At 72.1% G+C, this 17,571-nt stretch carries 18 protein-coding genes and 1 pseudogene; 13 read left to right on the top strand and 6 right to left on the bottom strand.

Features of this window, described 5'->3' with window-relative positions; all coding sequences use genetic code 11:
• Positions 1–28: 28 nt before the first annotated feature.
• A pseudogene (locus FHU28_RS12050) lies at positions 29–267 on the top strand (hypothetical protein); the annotation flags it as partial.
• 49 nt (positions 268–316) lie between these two features.
• Here the strand turns inward: FHU28_RS12050 and FHU28_RS12055 are convergent.
• Both FHU28_RS12055 and FHU28_RS12060 read right to left on the bottom strand, forming a co-directional pair.
• A complete protein-coding gene (locus FHU28_RS12055) occupies positions 317–757 on the bottom strand; it encodes a hemerythrin domain-containing protein (RefSeq protein ID WP_064447300.1) in 441 nt (146 codons plus the stop codon).
• A 129-nt stretch (positions 758–886) separates the two neighbouring features.
• A complete protein-coding gene (locus FHU28_RS12060; RefSeq protein WP_184683733.1) occupies positions 887–1,693 on the bottom strand; it encodes a DUF2249 domain-containing protein in 807 nt (268 codons plus the stop codon).
• 49 nt (positions 1,694–1,742) lie between these two features.
• Between FHU28_RS12060 and FHU28_RS12065 the strand changes: the two genes are divergently transcribed.
• The 6 genes from FHU28_RS12065 (at position 1,743) to FHU28_RS32560 (ending at position 7,264) form a co-directional block, all read left to right on the top strand.
• Entirely contained in the window at positions 1,743–2,450 is a 708-nt protein-coding gene (locus tag FHU28_RS12065) for a helix-turn-helix transcriptional regulator (protein WP_116509086.1), read from the top strand.
• Positions 2,447–3,574 (top strand): hypothetical protein, encoded by a 1,128-nt coding sequence (locus FHU28_RS12070; protein WP_184683735.1) that lies wholly within the window; start codon positions 2,447–2,449, stop codon positions 3,572–3,574. The genes FHU28_RS12065 and FHU28_RS12070 overlap by 4 nt, the downstream gene beginning before the upstream one ends.
• Positions 3,574–4,896 (top strand): hypothetical protein, encoded by a 1,323-nt coding sequence (locus tag FHU28_RS12075; RefSeq protein ID WP_184683737.1) that lies wholly within the window; start codon positions 3,574–3,576, stop codon positions 4,894–4,896. Before FHU28_RS12070 ends, FHU28_RS12075 begins: the two co-directional genes overlap by 1 nt.
• A 3-nt stretch (positions 4,897–4,899) precedes the next feature.
• Entirely contained in the window at positions 4,900–6,252 is a 1,353-nt protein-coding gene (locus tag FHU28_RS33055; protein WP_116509091.1) for a multicopper oxidase domain-containing protein, read from the top strand.
• 5 nt (positions 6,253–6,257) lie between these two features.
• Positions 6,258–7,016 (top strand): YwiC-like family protein, encoded by a 759-nt coding sequence (locus FHU28_RS12085; RefSeq protein ID WP_116511761.1) that lies wholly within the window; start codon positions 6,258–6,260, stop codon positions 7,014–7,016.
• 77 nt (positions 7,017–7,093) lie between these two features.
• On the top strand, positions 7,094–7,264 hold the full coding sequence (locus FHU28_RS32560; protein ID WP_225980475.1) for a hypothetical protein: 171 nt from the start codon (positions 7,094–7,096) through the stop codon (positions 7,262–7,264).
• A gap of 374 nt (positions 7,265–7,638) precedes the next feature.
• Here the strand turns inward: FHU28_RS32560 and FHU28_RS12095 are convergent, their stop codons facing one another.
• From FHU28_RS12095 to FHU28_RS12105, 3 genes are all read right to left on the bottom strand, one after another.
• Positions 7,639–7,917: a tyrosine-type recombinase/integrase gene (locus tag FHU28_RS12095; RefSeq protein ID WP_260412906.1), complete on the bottom strand. Its 279-nt coding sequence runs from the start codon at positions 7,915–7,917 to the stop codon at positions 7,639–7,641.
• Positions 7,918–8,275: 358 nt separating this feature from the next.
• On the bottom strand, positions 8,276–8,533 hold the full coding sequence (locus FHU28_RS12100; RefSeq protein ID WP_260413412.1) for a YrhB domain-containing protein: 258 nt from the start codon (positions 8,531–8,533) through the stop codon (positions 8,276–8,278).
• Positions 8,534–8,597: 64 nt separating this feature from the next.
• Positions 8,598–9,536, bottom strand: a complete 939-nt coding sequence (locus FHU28_RS12105; protein ID WP_184683743.1) for a hypothetical protein — start codon at positions 9,534–9,536, stop codon at positions 8,598–8,600.
• 276 nt (positions 9,537–9,812) lie between these two features.
• Between FHU28_RS12105 and FHU28_RS12110 the strand changes: the two genes are divergently transcribed.
• The 6 genes from FHU28_RS12110 to hpxZ all read left to right on the top strand — a co-directional run bounded on the left by FHU28_RS12110 (position 9,813) and on the right by hpxZ (position 15,922).
• A complete protein-coding gene (locus tag FHU28_RS12110; RefSeq protein WP_311773570.1) occupies positions 9,813–10,478 on the top strand; it encodes a GntR family transcriptional regulator in 666 nt (221 codons plus the stop codon).
• A 104-nt stretch (positions 10,479–10,582) separates the two neighbouring features.
• Entirely contained in the window at positions 10,583–12,373 is a 1,791-nt protein-coding gene (atzF, locus tag FHU28_RS12115; RefSeq protein WP_184683747.1) for an allophanate hydrolase, read from the top strand.
• A gap of 39 nt (positions 12,374–12,412) precedes the next feature.
• Positions 12,413–13,102, top strand: a complete 690-nt coding sequence (gene biuH / locus FHU28_RS12120; RefSeq protein WP_184683749.1) for a biuret amidohydrolase — start codon at positions 12,413–12,415, stop codon at positions 13,100–13,102.
• Between the two features lie 9 nt (positions 13,103–13,111).
• Positions 13,112–13,804, top strand: coding sequence for a cysteine hydrolase family protein (locus tag FHU28_RS12125; protein WP_184683751.1), 693 nt, complete (start codon positions 13,112–13,114; stop codon positions 13,802–13,804).
• A 12-nt stretch (positions 13,805–13,816) separates the two neighbouring features.
• A complete protein-coding gene (locus FHU28_RS12130; RefSeq protein WP_260412907.1) occupies positions 13,817–15,445 on the top strand; it encodes a SulP family inorganic anion transporter in 1,629 nt (542 codons plus the stop codon).
• Between the two features lie 81 nt (positions 15,446–15,526).
• Positions 15,527–15,922, top strand: a complete 396-nt coding sequence (gene hpxZ, locus FHU28_RS12135; protein WP_184683753.1) for an oxalurate catabolism protein HpxZ — start codon at positions 15,527–15,529, stop codon at positions 15,920–15,922.
• A gap of 144 nt (positions 15,923–16,066) precedes the next feature.
• Here the strand turns inward: hpxZ and FHU28_RS12140 are convergent, their stop codons facing one another.
• Positions 16,067–16,696, bottom strand: coding sequence for a hypothetical protein (locus FHU28_RS12140; protein WP_184683755.1), 630 nt, complete (start codon positions 16,694–16,696; stop codon positions 16,067–16,069).
• Positions 16,697–17,571 lie beyond the last annotated feature (875 nt).

Genomic DNA, 17,571 nt, shown 5'->3' on the forward strand with positions numbered 1-17,571 from the left:
GGGACTTCGGGCCCGGTCGGGCGGTCACCGGCGGGGCACGGAGCGGGGCCCGGCCGTCTCGGCGTCACCGTCCGGGACGCCCACCCTCACCCGCGAGGCGCTCGCCGGGCAGGTCCGGGACCGGGGGCCACTGTGGAGCGTGTTCTTCCTGGTGCCGGTCGGGTGGGGCGCCGCGCTGGGCGGCCTCGACGCGGGCAGACCGAGGACGTGCTCGACGCCCTCTACGACCTCCGCGAGACCGTGCCGGTCAAGACCACCGAGGCGCACCGCCGGTAGCCGCGGGGCGGCGTCGGCAGCGGCCGACATCCGGGCCGGCTCACCCGGCCGCCGCCTCCGCCGGGGTGATCCGGTCCCAGGCCGGGATCGGCAGCGCGATCACCGCGGCCGGGAAGAGACCGTGCTCCTCGTTGTCGATGTGCCGGTGGAGCCGGTCCAGGGCGGCCAGCACTGCGGGCCAGTCCGGGGCGGCCCGGTCGACGCCGCCGAGCACGCCGTGGATGTCGTCGTGCTCCGCGCAGAGCTTCGCCACCGCCTCGGCCAGGCTGCCCTCGGCCCGCAGCTCCTCGAAGAGGCCGTCCTCCTCGGTGGCGGTGTGCGGCATCAGCAGCGCCAGCAGCGCGTCCAGCGCCACCAGAGCGTCCGGGCCGCCGGCCCGCACCGCGCCGCGCAGCAGGCCGGCCGCGTTCGCGATCGCCTCGTGCTCGGCCGAGAGCCGGCCGATCAGCGGGAACTCCCGACAGCCGCAGTAGTTGCACACTTCGTCTCCTGACCACGAGGGTGGGCGACTCCATCGTGCGTACCGGCAACCTCCGTCAGCAGGGCCGGACGGCCCGGTACGCCGGGACGGCGGGCCCTGACCCCCACCGCCCGGGCACCGACAGTCTGCTCAGACCGTCAACGGCCGGCGGGAGAGCCGGATCTGCCACACGTCCGGCCCGTCCTGCAGCCACTCGCTGGTCATGCCGTCGCCGTAGCGGGCTGCGACCTCGGCCAGCAGCGGGCGGGGTGCGTGCGGGGCGACCAGCACCAGCGCTCCACCGGCCGGCAGCGCCTCCAGCGCCGCCAGCACCCGCGCGTGGCGCTGGTCGTGCGGGAGCTGCCGGACGTCCAGCCGGGGATCGATGGTCAGGGTCGGTGCCGCCGCGTCGGCCGGTGCCCGGTCACCACCGCAGCCGCAGCCACCCCCGCCGCAACCGCCGCCTTTCGAGCCTTCCGAGGAGCCGAGCAGATCGTGCATCCCCTCCAGCAACTTCGCCAGCGAGACGTCGGCCGCGTCCACCAGCAGCGGGACGACCAGGTCGTTCTCCTTGGCCAGGTGGACGGCGAGGAGCGCGGCGAGGGCGCGCGCGGTGCCGGCGAGGCGTACCGGCCGGTTGCCGGTCTCCAGCTCGGCGACCAGGCCGGTGATTGCCTGGTGCTCGTCGAGCATGCCCCGGACCAGCAGCTCACCCTCGGCCCGCTCACCGGCGGCGGCGTAGAGGGAGTCCTCCTCGGCGTGCGCGTGCGGCAGCAGTTCGTCGCGGAGCCATCGGAGCAGTTCGTCGCGGTGCCGGAGCGCCCCGGCGGCGTCACCCTGGTCGGCCGCGGTCAGCAGGTTTCCGACGTGCCGGTCGAGGTCGGCGGCGAGCTGGGCGTGGTGCCGGACGACGGCCTGCGCGGCCTCGTGGTCGGCCGGGGAGCGTGAGGCGGACATGGAGCCCTCCAGGGTTTTGCGGGTGAACGACGTTGTAACGTTATCTAACGTGGAAACCCCGAGAACAGGGCCGGCCGGCGAGACCATCGACCCGCAACGCCACCGGGCCCTCGGCACCGCCAGCCGGGCCTCGATCCTGGAGTTCGTGCGCGCCGCCGGCGTCGGCATGACGATCGCCGAGGTGGGGGAACGGACGGGCCTGCACCTGTCCACCGCCCGCGCCCACCTCGACCGCCTGGTCGACGCCGGACTGTTGGTCAAGGCGCGGGCCAGTGGGGGCCAGCCCGGACGGCCGGCGTGGCGCTACCGGGTGGCCGTCGCGGAGGCCCCGGCCCCCGCGCCCTACCGGGCACTCGCCGCCGCCCTGCTCGACCACCTGTCGCGGCGTGGCCACGGAGACGTCCGGGCGGAGGCCACCCGCGCCGGCCAGGCCTGGGGACGCCACCTCGCCGCCGCCACCCCGCCCGGCGGGGAGCCCGTCGATACGCTGCTCGACGTCCTGCGCGGGCTGGGCTTCAATCCCCGCCGACACCGGACGGCCGACGGGGCGACCGAGATCCACCTGCACACCTGCCCCTTCCTGGAACTGGTCAACCGCAACCCCGACGCGATCTGCGCCCTGCACGTCGGCGTGGTCCGCGGCACGCTCGAACACGCCGGTGCCTCACCGGCCGGCGCCGTGCTCGAACCCTTCGGCGCACCCGACGCCTGCGTGGTGCGGCTGGCCCTGCCGAATATCACCGAAGAGCCGGCATGAACCCACGGCCGGTCGCCGTACGATGGCGTCTCCCCGTCCTCGCCGCGGGCGGCTTCGCCCTGGTGAGCGGTCTCTACGCCGCCCTGCTGCTGCTCGGCCTGCCGATGCCCGCGCCTCACGTCCCACTGGAGCAGGTGCACGGCCCGCTGATGGTGCTGGGCTTCGTCGGCACCCTGGTGGCGCTGGAACGCGCGGTGGCCCTCGGCACCCGGTGGGCCCTGCTCGCACCCGCCTGCTCCGGCGCCGGGGCGGTGCTGCTGGTGCTGACCGGGCCGAGCCTGCCCGGCCGGCTGCTGCTCATGCTCGCCTCGGTGCTGCTGCTGCTGATCTACCAGCGGCTGTGGTGGCGGCAGCCCGGCCCGGCGCTGCTGGCCCAGGTCACCGGCGCGCTGAGCTGGTACGCCGCTACCCTGCTCTGGCTCGCCGGCCTCAGCGTGCCGGAGATCGTGCCCTGGCTGGCCACCTTCGTGGTGGCCACCATCGCCGGGGAGCGTCTGGAACTCGCTCACCTCACGCTGCCCCGGCACGGCGTCGGCTGGTTCCTCGCCGCCCTCGGCATGCTGACCGCCGGCGCCACCGCCGCCGCGCTCTGGCCGACCGTCGGGGCGTACCTCTTCGGGGTCGGCCTGCTCGCAACGGTGGCCTGGCTGGTGGTCTGCGACGTCGCCCGCCGCACGGTGCGCGCCGTCGGCCTCCCCCGCTACGTCGCGGTCGGCCTGCTCACCGGGTACGCCTGGCTGGCGCTGGCCGGCCTGCTGTGGGCCGGCGCCGGGCCGGTCACCGGCGGCTCCCGTTACGACGCCACCCTGCACCTGGTCTTCCTGGGCTTCACCATGTCGATGATCTTCGCGCACGCTCCAGTGATCCTGCCGGCTGTGCTTCGCCGCCCACTGCCCTACGGACCGTGGCTGTACGCCCCGCTCGCCCTGCTGCACACCACCCTGACGATCCGGGTCCTGGTCGGCGACGTGCTCGGCGTGCCGGCCGGGTGGCGCTGGGGCGGCGTCGGCAACGTCCTGGCGGTGCTCGGTTTCGTCGGCGGAGTGGTGGCCGCGTTGGTCCGCGCCGCCCGGCGGCGGACCCGGACGGCGGTCGTCCCGCCGGTCGTGCCGGCGGTGCGGTGATGGCCGGCACCCGCGGCGACTCCGCCCCGACCGCGCCCTCGGGCCCGAGGCCCGGGCCGACCGTCTCGGCAGTCGCGTCGGCCGGTCCCGCCGCCCCGGCCCCCGGCCCGGTGACCGCTCCGGCCGTGGCGGCGGGCCTTCGGCGGGTCGGCTGGCACCGCCGGGTCGCTGCGCTGCCGTTGGCCTACCTGGCCGGGCTGGTCGTGCTCGCCTTCGTCCATCCGTTCCTCCCCGCGTGGCGCTGGACGGCCATCCACCTGCTGCTGCTCGGTGCGGTCAGCAACGCCGTCGTGGTGTGGAGCGCCCACTTCGCCGCCGCCGTGCTGCGTGCCCCCGCCCCGGACCGCCGCCGCGCCGAGGCGGCCCGGCTGGCCGCGCTCAACGTGGGCGTGCTGGCGGTCCTGACCGGCGGCACGGCCGACCGCCCCTGGCTGGGCGTGGCGGGCGCTACGCTGGTCTTCGTCGCGGTGACCGCCCACCTCGTCGCGCTCACCCGCCGGCTGCGCCGCGCCCTGCCGGCCCGGTTCTCCGTCACGGTCCGCTACTACCTGGCGGCGACCGTGGCCCTGCTCGCCGGCGTGCCGGTCGGCGCCGGGATGCTGGTGATCGACGACCCGCTGCGCCCCCGGCTGCTGCTGTTCCACGCCCACGTGAACCTGCTCGGTTGGGTGACGCTGACCGTCCTCGGGACGCTGCTGACACTCTGGCCCACCGTGCTGCGTACCCGGATGGCCGACGGTGCGGTCCGCGCCGCCACCGTCGCGCTGCCGGTGGCGACGACCGGACTGGTCCTGCTGGGCGTCGGCCTGCTCGCCTGGTGGCGGCTCGTCGCCGCGGCCGGGCTGAGCCTGTTCGCCCTCGGCGCGCTGATCGCCCTGCGCCCCGCGCTGGCCGTCGCGCGCACCCGCCCCCCGTACGCGTTCGCGTCCTGGTCGCTCGCCGCGGCCGGCGGCTGGCTGATGGTCGCCCTCGCTGTGGACGCCGCGACGCTGCTGCCCGCTGCGGACCCGGCCGGCGCGGCCGACCGCTTCGGTGCGGTGCTGCTCCCGCTGCTGGTCGGCTTCGTCGCCCAGGTCCTCGTCGGAGCCCTGACCCACCTGCTGCCCGTGGTGCTCGGCGGCGGACCCGCGCCGGTGCGCCGCCGCGCCGCCCTGCTGGAGCGGCACGGCCCGCAGCGCGTCGCGATGACCAACGCCGCCCTGCTGGTCCTCGTCCTGCCCACCCCGCCGTTCGTCCGCATCACCACCTCACTGCTGATCCTCGCCGCGCTGGTGCAGTTCCTCGTGCCGGCCGTGCGGGTCCTGCTCACCGCCCGGAGGTAACCCGTGTCCGCGCGCACCGACGCCCCCGTGCCCCGCCCGCTCGGCGGAGCAGCCGCGGGTCTCGCCCTCGTCCTCGTCGCCGTCCTCGTCGGGGTCGCCGCCCAACGCGTCTCCGGTGACGCACCCGTCCCCGCCGCCGCCACCGCCGTCACCCCGACCGGGCACACCACCACGGTCACCGTGGTCGCCGACGGCATGCGTTTCCACCCCGACCGGATCGACGTGCCCCGGGGTGATCGACTGGTCATCGAGCTGACCAACCGGGACAACCGCCGCCACGACCTCGTCCTGGCCTCCGGAGCGAAGACACCGCTGCTGACGCGGGGCGGCGACGCCCGGCTGGACGCCGGCGTGATCGGGGCGACGGTGGAGGGCTGGTGCTCCCTGCCCGCCCACCGGCAGGCCGGCATGACACTGCGGATCGTCCCGACGGGGGCCACGGTGGCCGCTCCGACAGGGACGGCCGCGGCGACGGAGGGAACGAGGCCGCGCCTCGATGCCATGGCCGACCCTGGCGCGGCCTTCGTCGCCCGGGACGCCACCGCTCCGCCCGTGCCGCCCGGCCGGCTGCACCGGCGTGAGCTGCACGTCCGGGAAGTCGTCCGGGAGGTCGCGCCCGGGGTACGGCAGCGGCTGTGGACCTTCGACGGAACCGTGCCCGGCCCGGTGTTGCGCGGCCGGGTCGGCGACACCTTCGAGATCACCCTGGTCAACGACAGCACCCTGGACCACGGCATCGACTTCCACGCCGGTGCCGTCGCCCCGGACGAGGTGATGCGCCCGATCGACCCCGGGCAGCGGCTGACCTACCGGTTCACCACGACCCGCGCCGGCATCTGGATGTACCACTGCTCGACCATGCCGATGCTGCACCACATCGGTAACGGGATGTACGGTGCGGTCATCGTCGACCCGCCCGACCTGCCCCGCGTCGATCGCGAGTTCGTGCTCGTCCAGTCCGAGCTCTACCTCGGCCCGGACGGCGAGCCCGGCGACCTGGCCGCGATGCAGGCGGAGCGCCCCGACGCCGTCGTCTTCAACGGCTACCCCGCCCAGTACGCGCACCGTCCGCTGCCCGCCCGGGCCGGTGAACGGGTCCGAGTCTGGTTGCTCGACGCCGGCCCCAACCGAGACAGCTCGTTCCACATCGTCGGCGCCCAGTTCGACACCGTCTACCGGGAGGGGCACTGGGAGAACCGGCCGACCGACCCCGGTGGAGCACAGGTGCTGTCCCTCACCCCGGCCGGCGGCGGCTTCGTGGAGACGGTCTTCCCCGCAGCCGGGCACTACCCGTTCGTCAGTCACGCCATGGTCGACGCCGAGCGCGGCGCCCGTGGCCTGTTCGAGGTCCGGTGACCACCATGAACACCGCTGTCGTAGCCGACCGCCCGGTAACGCGCCGCCGCCGCGTGCGCCAGTTCGTCCCACCCCAGCACGGCGCGTGGGCGATGCTCCTGCTGCCGTACACCGTGGGGGTGGCCTTGGCCGGCCCGCGCTGGCCGCACCTGCCGCTGCTCGGCGCCTGGCTGACCGGCTACCTGCTGTCGTATTACGCCTTCCAGGCGATCAAGAGCCGTCGGCCGAGCCGCTTTACCCCCCAGCTGCTGGTGTACGGCCTGTTGGCGGCGCCGCTCGCGGCGACTGTGGCGCTCGCCCGGCCCGCCGTCCTCTGGTACGCCCCGGGCTACGCCGCGCTGCTGGCGGTCAACGCCGGATACGCCTGGCATCGCCGGGAACGGGCACTGCTCAACGACTTGGCCTCGGTGGCGCAGAGCTGCCTGCTGGTCTTCGTCGCGGCGACCATCGCCGGTGTGTCCGTCACCCGGGTCACCCCGGCCTTCGCAGTGCTCCTGCTCTACTTGTTCGGCACTGTCCTCTATGTCAAGACGATGATCCGGCAACGCGGTGACAGTCGCTTCCTCCGTCTCTCCATCGGATACCACGTGCTCGCCCTGACCGCCGTGGTCTGGCTGCTGGATGTGCTGCTCGGTCCGGTCTTCCTGCTGCTCCTGCTCCGGGCCGCGCTGCTGCCGGCACGCCGGCTCCGCCCTGTGCAGGTCGGGATGATCGAGATCGGGTGCTGCCTGGTCGTTCTGGCCGGGGTGCTTGCGACGCTCTGACCGGCGCGCCCCCGTCCTCCGGAGTAGATGTTGTCGGGCAGCACGCTGAACGGGATCTTGACCTCGATCCGGCACCGGTGTACGGCTCGCTGGTCACGACCGAGGCGATCTGGACGCCCGGCGAGCAGTTTCGCCAGCGCGTCGACGAACTGGCCCGTTGGCTCGTCACGTGCTGCCTCCTGCTCGACCCGCAGCGGATCGTGCTGGTCGGCAGGGTGGCGACCGAAGCCCAGCCCGCGGTGGTCTGAGCGGTACGCGGGGCGCGGCTAACCGGCGCCGACGCCAGCCAAGGCCGCTCGGGTAAGCGGCCACGATCTCTGACGAACGACCTGTAGGACGCCCGTTCCAGCCTGGCTGCAGCAACCCGGTCACGGGCCCGGGATTGGGGGAGCAGGTTGGGAGCAACAGGGTGCACTGAACGGCCCTCAACCGCACCGAACGGCACCCAACGGTGCGCAACTGCACCCACCCCGGCCTGCGGCTTCTCGTTTCCGCAGGTCAGAGTCGGTGCAGCGTCCTGTTTCACACCGAAGAGGTCACTGGTTCGATCCCAGTATCGCCCACCACAGATATACGCAGAAGAGCCACCCTCGCGAGAGGGTGGCTCTTGCTGATTCCATCGTCAGTTGTCGTTGGGCGTCAGCGGATCGTCAGCGAACGCTTCCCGGATGCGTTGATCCCGCCCGTCCGACCGGTGGGTGTAGAGGTTCAGCGTGGTCGACGGCTTCTCGTGGCCCATCACCGCCTGGACGTCGTTGACCGGAACCCCGCGTGACACCAGTTCGGTGGCGTAGGAGTGCCGTAGATCGTGGGAGCGCAGCGCGTCCGGCGCCATCTTCGCCACGTGAGCGACGGCTTCCCGCTGCCGGTCGGCGGCGCTGGCAGCCTGACCGGGCCTCATCGCCGGAGCTACGGATCGGAAGGTGGCCATGCAGCCACCCGCACAGCAAGCCCGCCGACGCATCCCGCCCGGGACCGACGTTGACGCCGGGGAGCAGGCCCGTTCCACGATGTGCGGACTCACGGCGGAGATGGGCTTGAGGCAGAGGAGCGGTACGTGGCAGACGAGGTGTTCCCCAGCGATCTTTCCGGCCACTTTTGGGCAACGCTGGAACACCCGACGAAGAGGACCCCAGCATGGATTGGGTCGATGACTCGGAATGACTGGTGGCCCGCTGCCCCAGTGGTGCTGTGGGCGAAACCGCTCACAGCTACTGGTCTGGCGCTCGTAGCAGGTTGCTCTGGCGTCACCGGATGCCCTAGAGCCAATGCTGTCCCTCGTCGCCACGGCTCAGGTAGCGCGCTTGGCCCGTTCGCTTGTCCACCACGACGGGGACATTGCCGGCCATTGCCTGATGCCAGTCATCAGCTTCGACGTACGCCTTCCCGTTGTAGGGGAAGACGTACACCTCGCCGAGATCCTCGACGGCGTAGTCCACGATGACCACGGGATGACTGAAGCGTCCTCTGACCTCGGCGTCCAGGAACTGTTCGGCGGTCTTTCGGGCGGCTTCCATTGAGATCACCGTCTTAGTATCCCTTCGTCGCCGTGCCATCCACGTGCCGGTGGGACCGGCCCCGTCAGCGCGGGTGGTAGACGACCGCGCGGCTGACACCCCAGACCGGGCGGATCGACGCGGCGATGCGGCCGCGGTCATCGAGGTCGACGACCTCGCCGTCCGTGCTGACCCCGGCGAGGCTGAGGTCGTGCAGGATGCCGCGCCGCCACAGCGCCGGGCGGACGCTTCCGTCGGTGGCCTGGGAGCTGGCCAGGATCTCGCCGCGGTTGTTGATCGCCCGCAGCTGGGTGAAGCTGCCGCCGAGGGTGCCGACGTCCAGAGCGCGGCCGTGCCGCCAGAGGATGCCGCGCTCGAACTGCTGGGCCGAGAACTGCCAGCCGATCACCCAGCCGCGGTCGTTGAGGGCGTACGTGTTGCTGCGGTCGAAGGGGCCGGCGCCGAGGTCGGTGACCCGGCCACTGTGCCACAGGGCGGCGTGGAAGCCGCCCGGCACGTACACCCCGCCGGAGACCTGGCCGCGGTCGTTGACGTCGGACACCTCGCCGAGGGCCACGGGCCGGGCACGGCCGTTCGTCCACAGGACGGCGCCTGCGTCGGTGCGGCCGAGGACCTGGCCGCGGTTGTTGATCGCCACGGGCAGGGTGGACGGGGCGCCCAGCGGCCGCAGGACACCGCGGTGCCAGACGTACCCGCCGGAGCCGTCGCCGCGGGTGCCGACGACCTGGCCGCGGTCGTTGACGTCGATCGGGTTGAAGGCGCCGAGATCGATCATCCGGCCGCGGCGCCAGAGGAACCCGCGGTAGGTGCCGTCGGCGGCCTGGGCGCGGCCGACCACGTCGCCGCGGTCGTTCATGGCGCTGGCGTAGCTGCTGTCGCCGCCGAGGGTGCCGAGGTCCACCATGCGATAGCCGGCCAAAGCGCCGGGCGCGGCAGACGCGGCGACGGTGGGTGCGGCCGTCAAGGCGGCCGCGAGGAAAGCGGCGGCGAGGATGGATGGCATGAGACGGCTCCTTCCGGAGCGTCGCCGGACGAACGTGCGCTCAGCGTAGGCGTGTCCCAACGCTCCGCCAGGTTGCCGTCACGAATACGACATTCTCGCCGTCCGCTACGCGTCACTGGCACGCGATCGTGGGCGTGGCGTCCCCAGGGCAGGACAAAGCGGGCTGTCATCCGAATCGGACCGCCACAAGACCACCAAGAGGGCGACACTCCGCCGATGTCCGGCAGACCGCCGCCGACGGGTGGCCGCCGGGGAGCAGGTGGCAGACTTGTCGGAGTGAACGACGGGGTCGCATCGACTGTGGATGGTGAGCTGGAGAGCGTCAGTCTGGTGGACCTCGCCGTCTCCCGGCTGACCCGCGAGATCCTCAGCGGCAAGAGCAACCCGGGTGAACGCCTGGTGGAGGAGCAGCTGACCCGCCGGCTGGGGATCAGCCGGGCGCCGTTGCGGGAGGCGCTGCGACTGCTCGCCCAGCAGGGTCTGGTCGAGCACGTGCCCCGGCGTGGGGTGCGGGTAGCCACACTGTCGGACCGCGACGTGCGGGAGCTGTACGAGCTGCGTGACGTGCTGGAGCGTTTCTCGGTGCGGGCGGGGATCCCCGTCGGCCGGGAGGGCGATCTCGCCGCTTTGCGGGCGACGCTGGATCGGATGAGGGAGGCGACCCGGACCGGCAACCGTTTGGCGGTCGCCGAGTCGCACCGGCAGTTCCACTTCGAGCTGGTGGCGCTCGCCGGCAACCGGCAACTTTCCGCCGTGTACGGTTCGATCCTGGTGAAGTTGCAGCTCTACATGGCAGTCAACCTGCGCCGCGAGGCGGAGACGGCGCAGCCGCTGGACGGGGTTCACCGGCACGAGCGGCTGTACGAGGCTGTCGTCGGGGGAGACCCGGAGGAGGTGCTCTCGGTGCTCACCGGGCACGGAGCCCGCTCGTACCTCGGCTGAGGTGTGGCTCACCAAGGTCGGCCGGACGGCTCGCGCCACGCGCCGTCATATCGTCGTTACGTAGCGCGCGGTTTGCTGTAACAGGACAGTCGACAATCGACTGTATGCCAGATCCGGTGGGATCGATCTCCGACCTCCGTTCGGCGTACCGCGATGGCAGCCTGACCCCGGCGGACCTTGCCGAACGCGTTCTGGACGGGCTCGCCGGGCGCGACAGGGAGCCGGTCTGGATCAGCACGGTCCCGGCCGACCGGCTGCTTGAGCGCGCCCGGTCGCTGAGCCGTCACGGTGACCCTGCACTGCCGCTGTACGGCATCCCGTTCGCGGTCAAGGACAACATCGACGTGGCCGGCTTGGTCACCACTGCGGGCTGCCCCGACTTCGGGTACCTGGCGGCCCAGGACGCTCCGGTGGTGCGCCGACTGCTCGACGCCGGCGCGCTGCTCGTCGGCAAGACGAATCTCGACCAGTTCGCCACCGGCCTGACCGGGGCCCGCTCGCCGTATGGCAGTTGTCAGAGCGTCTTCGGCGGCGGCCTGATCTCCGGGGGTTCCAGCTCGGGCTCCGCGGTGGCGGTGGCGTCGGGCCAGGTCAGCTTCGCTCTGGGTACGGACACCGCCGGCTCCGGTCGGGTGCCTGCGGCGCTCAACGGGATCGTCGGCCTCAAGCCCACCCGAGGGCTGCTCAGCACCGCCGGCGTGGTCCCGGCCTGCCGCTCGCTGGACTGCGTGTCGGTCTTCGCCGCCGACGTCGCCGGCGCCGTCGAGGTGCTGCACGCGGCCCGTGCGGTCACCACGGCAGACCCCTGGGGGCGTCCGCTGCCGACGGAGCAGGTGGCTGCCCGCATGCCGGGAACGCTACGCCTCGGGGTGCCCGACTCAGCAGACCTGGAGTTCTTCGGCGACACCGGGCAGGAGGTCCGGTTCGCTGCGGGGGTGCAACGATTGCGGACCTTCGTCGGGTCGACCCGGTCGGTGCCGCTCGGCGCCTTCTTCGACGCGGGCGACCTGCTCTACCGCGGGCCCTGGGTGGCCGAGCGACTCGTCGCCCTGGACGACTTCCTGCGATCGCATCCGGACTCCGTGCACCCGGTCACCCGGGCCGTGCTGGAGACCGGGCGGCGCCACGACGCGGTCGACGCCTTCCGGGGCCAGCACCGCCTGCGTGAGCTGCGCGCGCAGGTCGGCCGGCTCTGGCAGGACATCGACGTGCTGGTGGTGCCCACCGTCGGCACCACGTTCACGCTCGACGAGATCGCCGAGGACCCGATCGGGCGTAACGCCATGCTGGGCCGCTACACCCAGTTCGCGAACCTGCTCGACCTGGCCGCGGTGACAGTGCCCAACGGCTTCACCAGCGCCGGACGACCGGCGAGCCTGACCCTGGTCGGCCCGGCGTTCACCGACACCACACTGGCCCGCCTGGCCGCCACCCTCACCGAGGGCGAGGCGCCCGGCGCAGCGGTCGAGGTCGTCCCAGCAGCGGCCGAGCTGCTGGTGGCTGTCGTCGGCCGGCACCTGGCGGGCGAGTCGCGTAACGCCGAGCTGGTCGGGCGCGGGGCATTCCTCGTCGGCGCCGCCCGCACCGCTCCGCTCTACCGGCTGTTCCGGATGGACACCCCGGACGGCGAAGGGCTGCCCGGTCTGGTGCGGGTGGTGCCGGACGGGCCCGCCGGCCATTCCATCGAGGTCGAACTGTGGCGACTGCCCGCGCAGGCGGTCGGTGGGCTGCTGGCCGGGGTGCCGGCTCCGCTCTCGCTCGGCTGGGTCCGGCTGCACGACGGGCGGGACGTGCTCGGCTTCCTCTGTGAGGCGTACGCGACCGGCCCGCCGGCCGAGGACATCAGCGCCGCCGGCGGATGGCGGGCGTACCGGGGCGCGCCCGTCCGGCAATAGGGCGGACAGACAACCGCGATCACGACAGGAGGCGAGAGAATGGGCAGCATCGGGCCGGTCCCGGCCAACCCCTATCCGTGGCCGTACGACGGCGTGGCGGACACCGCGCATACCGCACTGCTCTGCATCGACTGGCAGACCGACTTCTGCGGACCGGGCGGCTACGTCGACGCGATGGGTTACGACATCGGGCTCACCCGGGCCGGTCTGCCGGCCACCGCCCGCCTGCTGGAGCACGCCCGCGCGCTCGGCATGCTCGTCGTACACACCAGGGAGGGGCACGAGCCGGAGCTGTCCGACCTCCCGGCGAACAAGCGGTGGCGCTCGGCGCGTATCGGCGCCGAGATCGGCTCGGCCGGTCCGGCGGGTCGGATCCTGGTCCGGGGCGAGCCGGGCTGGGAGATCGTGCCCGAGGTCGCCCCACTGCCCGGCGAGGTGGTCGTCGACAAGCCGGGCAAGGGTGCCTTCTACGCCACGAACCTCGACCTGGTCCTCCGGACCCGGGGCATCACCCACCTGATCCTCACCGGTATCACCACCGACGTCTGCGTACACACCACCATGCGCGAGGCGAACGACCGGGGGTACGAGTGCCTCATCCTCGCCGACTGCACCGGCGCCACCGACAAAGCCAACCACGACGCGGCACTGCACATGGTCACCATGCAGGGCGGCGTCTTCGGCTGCGTCACCACATCCGACGACGTCATCGCCGCCACGGCCAAGTGAGGTGCGCCCATGCTGACCATCGCCACGGCGCGGCCCGGTCCGTACGCCTTCGACATCGCCACCACGGCGCTGCTCGTCATCGACATGCAGCGCGACTTCCTGGAACCCGGCGGGTTCGGTGAGAGCCTCGGCAACGACGTCGGCCAGTTGCGTTGCACCATCGCCCCGCTCGCGGCGCTACTGGCCGACGCCCGCGCCGCCGGCCTGAACATCATCCACACCCGCGAGGGGCACCTGCCCGACCTGTCCGACTGCCCGCCGGTCAAACTCCGTCGAGGTGCGCCGAGCATGCGCATCGGTGACCCCGGGCCCAACGGCCGAATCCTGATCCGCGGCGAGTACGGCCACGACATCGTCGACGAGCTGAGGCCGCTTCCCGGCGAACCGGTCATCGACAAACCCGGCAAAGGTGCCTTCCACGCCACCGACCTGGACGCCCTGCTCGCCGAGCGGGGCATCCGCAGCCTCCTGGTCGCCGGGGTCACCACCGAGGTGTGCGTGCACACGACAGTCCGGGAGGCCAACGACCGCGGGTACGAGTGCCTCGTGCTCGCCGACTGCGTCGGGTCCTACTTTCCCGAGTTCCAGCGGGTCGGCCTCGACATGATCGCCGCCCAGGGCGGCATCTTCGGCTGGGTCGCCGACTCGGCGCAGGTGCGCGCCGCGCTGCCCGCCACCCCCGTGTTGCAGCCCTCATCCTGACCGGGAGTAGTCATGGCCTCCACCACACCCACAGTCGCCCCGCTCCCGTACTGGGTACGCGGCGACACCAACGCATTCTTCGGCTTCGGCGTCAACGTCCTGGTCAACGTGCTCACCCTGACCGGACTCTGCCTCGCCGTGGTGAACCTTCCCGAGGGGGAGGTGTTCGGCACGATCCTGCCCGCGCTCGGCATCGCCCTGGTCGCCGGGAACATCTACTACACCTACCTGGCACGCCGGCTGGCCCGACGGGAGAACCGCACCGACGTGACCGCTCTGCCGTACGGGCCGAGCGTGCCGCACATGTTCATCGTCATCTTCGTCATCATGCTGCCGATCTACCTGCGTACCCAGGACCCGGTGCGAGCCTGGGAGGCCGGGCTGGCGTGGGCCTTCATCATCGGCGTGATCGTGCTGATCGGCGCGTTCGTGGGGCCCTACATCCGCCGGTACGCGCCCCGGGCCGCGCTGCTCGGCACCCTCGCCGGGATCTCCATCACCTTCATCTCGATGAACCCGGCCGGTCAGATGTGGCGGATGGCCTGGGTCGCCCTGCCGGTCTTCGCGCTGCTGCTGATCGGCCTGCTCACCGACGTGAAACTGCCGTTCAACTTCCCGATCGGGCTCGCCGCGCTGCTGCTGGGCACCGCGATCGGCTGGGCCGGCGGGGCGATGTCGGTACCGGACGTCACGGCCGCGGCCCGGGACATCGCGGTCGCCGTACCCTCGTTCAAGCTGGACCTGCTCTTCACCGGGCTGACCGACATGGCGCCGCTGCTGGCGACGGCGATCCCGCTCGGCGTCTACAACTTCACCGAGGGCATGACCAACGTGGAGAGCGCGGCCACTGCGGGGGACAACTACAACCTGCGCAGCGTGCTGCTGGCCGACGGTGCGGGAGCGGTGATCGGCGCCGCGCTCGGCTCGCCGTTCCCGCCCGCCGTCTATGTCGGGCACCCGGGTTGGAAGGCGGCGGGTGGGCGCAGCGGGTACTCGATGGCGACCGGTGTGGTGATCGCGGTGCTCTGCTTCCTCGGCATGTTCGGGCTGCTCGGGGCGATCTTCCCGACGGCGGCCATCGTGCCGATCCTGCTCTACATCGGGCTGCTGATCGGGGCGCAGGCCTTCCAGGCCACCCCCCGGGCGCACGCCGCCGCCGTGGTCGCCGCGCTGATCCCGAACATCGCGGCCTGGGCTACCGGTCAGATCGACAACGCGTTGGCCGCGGCCGGCACCACCGCCGCGGCGGTCGGCGACGACGCGCTCAACGGCGCCGGGGTGATCTACGACGGGCTGCTGGTGCTCGGGCAGGGCGCGATCCTCGCCGGGCTGGTGCTCGGCGCGGTGGTGGTCTTCATCATCGACAGGCGCTTCGTCCGAGCCGCGATCTTCGCCGGCTCCGGCGCGGTGCTGTCGTTCATTGGGCTGATCCACGGCGAGCGGATCGAGTGGAACGCCAACGGCCAGGTGGCACTCGGCTACCTCTTCGTGGCAGTGATCTGTGCGGTCTTCGCACTCGGCCGCCCGACGCCCCGCGAGCCCGACCCGGAGGAGGGTGATCCGGACCAGCAGCCCGATCGAGCTGACCTCGCCGGCGAGCGGACGGACACCGACCGGAGAACGTCCGCCCTGCCCGGCTGAGTGGGCGAGCCCGGTCGGAAGGTCACGGCTCCCGACCGGGCTGGCGGACGCCCGACCGGACGAATCGAAGGGACGTACCGGATGGAGATCGACCGGACCGAGGTCGTGGCCGAGGTGACGGCGGCCTTCGCCGACTACGAGCGGGCGCTGGTCGACGGCGACGCGGACCGGATCTGCGCCTTCTTCTGGGATTCCGAGCGGACCGTGCGGTTCGGCCTCGCCGACCACCAGTACGGGTTGGACGAGCAACGCGAGTGGCGGGCCACGCAGCCGCCACTGCCGGCCGGTCGCCGGCTGGTGGACCCGGCGGTAACCACGTTCGGCCGGGACCTCGCGGTGGTGACCACCCGCTTCGGGTACGCCGGCGGCATGCCCACCGGGCGGCAGACCCAGACCTGGGTACGCCTGCCCGTCGGCTGGCGGATCGTCACCGCTCACGTCTCCGTTCCACACTGCCCGGTGCGGGGAATTAGCTGATTCGGCGGGCGCGGTGCCCGGGACGCCGTGATCGTCTCGCTGGAGCGGCCGCTCGGGACACGGCTCCGACTTGAAGCCTAGTCTTGATCCCGCGCCGAGGTCTTGGTCCGGCGGCCGCACGGCCGCCGGGCGGGAGACGGTGGTTCAGGCCGTGACGAGCGCCTGAGCGTGGTCGCGGCGGCCGGCCGTGAACAGACCCGCGGCCAGGCCACCGCAACCCATCAGCAACAGGATGCCGGACAGGTACGTCGCCCACGGGCTGATGCCGCCGGCGACGAACTCCACGACGATCCAGGCCCACAGCACGGGTCCGGCCCAGCGCGGCTGCAGCCGCGCGCGGAAGTGGGCGATGGACAGCAGCAGGATGCCGACGACGGTGCAGAGGACACCGAGCATCGTGAACGGGGCGATGAGAGGCGAGGCCCACTGGGCAGCGAGCAGGTCGGCGTGGGCGTCACGATTGTCGACGTCGCCGGCCATGACGACCTGACCGAGTTGCAGACCACCGACCACGGTGTGACCGAAGGCGCCGAGCACCGCGAAGATGACGCCGGTGGTCGACAGGCGCGGGTACTGCGGCCGCAGCCACGCGGCCAGCCCCACCGCGCCGACGGCGAGGGGCAGTTGTGACCAGATCAGCAGTTGCGTCGCGGCGCCCGAGCACCAGCCGGCGTCGGCGATGGCCGCGAGCCAATGACTCTGGTCGTCGGGCAGGTCGGGTTGCAGCACGAGGAAGCCGAGGCTCAGCACCGCATAGGCGAGGAGACCGGCCATCGTCAGGAGGCGAAGTGAAGTGACCCCTATTGGCCGGACACCTCGATGTGTGTCAGGGACTCTCGGTGGATCTTCTCGTAGGTGTGAAGTGACCCTATCGGCTGGACACCTCGAGGTCTGTCAACAACTCGTCGTCGATCCTTCGCAGATCGAGCAGCGTCTCCGCTGCTGCAACCGCGGACACCCCGGCGCGACGCTCCCGTGGCGTAGAAGATCATTGGCCGTGTCGGCGGCAGCGGTACGGGTCGTCTGGCCCGGGTGCCTCCGCCGGATCATCCGCCGCCATCACGTCGAGCATCCGGACGATGGCCTTGGGAAGTCGGCCCGGCGGGCGAGGTGAGTGCCGCAACATCGGAAGAAGCTAACGGCGGACCACAGGTACTGGTCCCCTCGATGAGGAGCGACGCGTGCCCGAGCCCAGTGCAGCCGCGTGGGCCGCGACCTCTTCGGCGCGCCCGAAGGCGTCGACCTTCGGGCCATCGCCCTGGGATGCACGCTTGCTCATTGCCGATGAGCGGATGCGCGAGGGCGGCGACGCAGTGTTTCTGGGAATGAGCGCCTGACCGCCTGCGAACGGCTTGTACGTGCGGATGGGCGTTGCGATTGCGTCGAATGTCGTTATATCGGCGTCTTCGCAGAACTTCATGGCATCCGCGAGACCGTATCGATCTTCTTTATCTTTCCTCTGGCTCCTGGTAGAAGTGCGACATGCCCTCACGGCGTGTCACGTCACTGTTGGATGAGAGCGGATCGCGACGTGCTGGCTCATGGCTGTTGCGCGGGGCGTGCCTCGCCGGTGCGGGCGGCGCCTCGGGTTTCATGATCGGTTGACTGCTGCTCGCGGTGCTTAGTGCGGGCACCGATTCGGGGAATGG

It is taken from the genome of Micromonospora echinospora, assembly GCF_014203425.1.
Taxonomy (GTDB): Bacteria; Actinomycetota; Actinomycetes; order Mycobacteriales; family Micromonosporaceae; genus Micromonospora; species Micromonospora echinospora_A.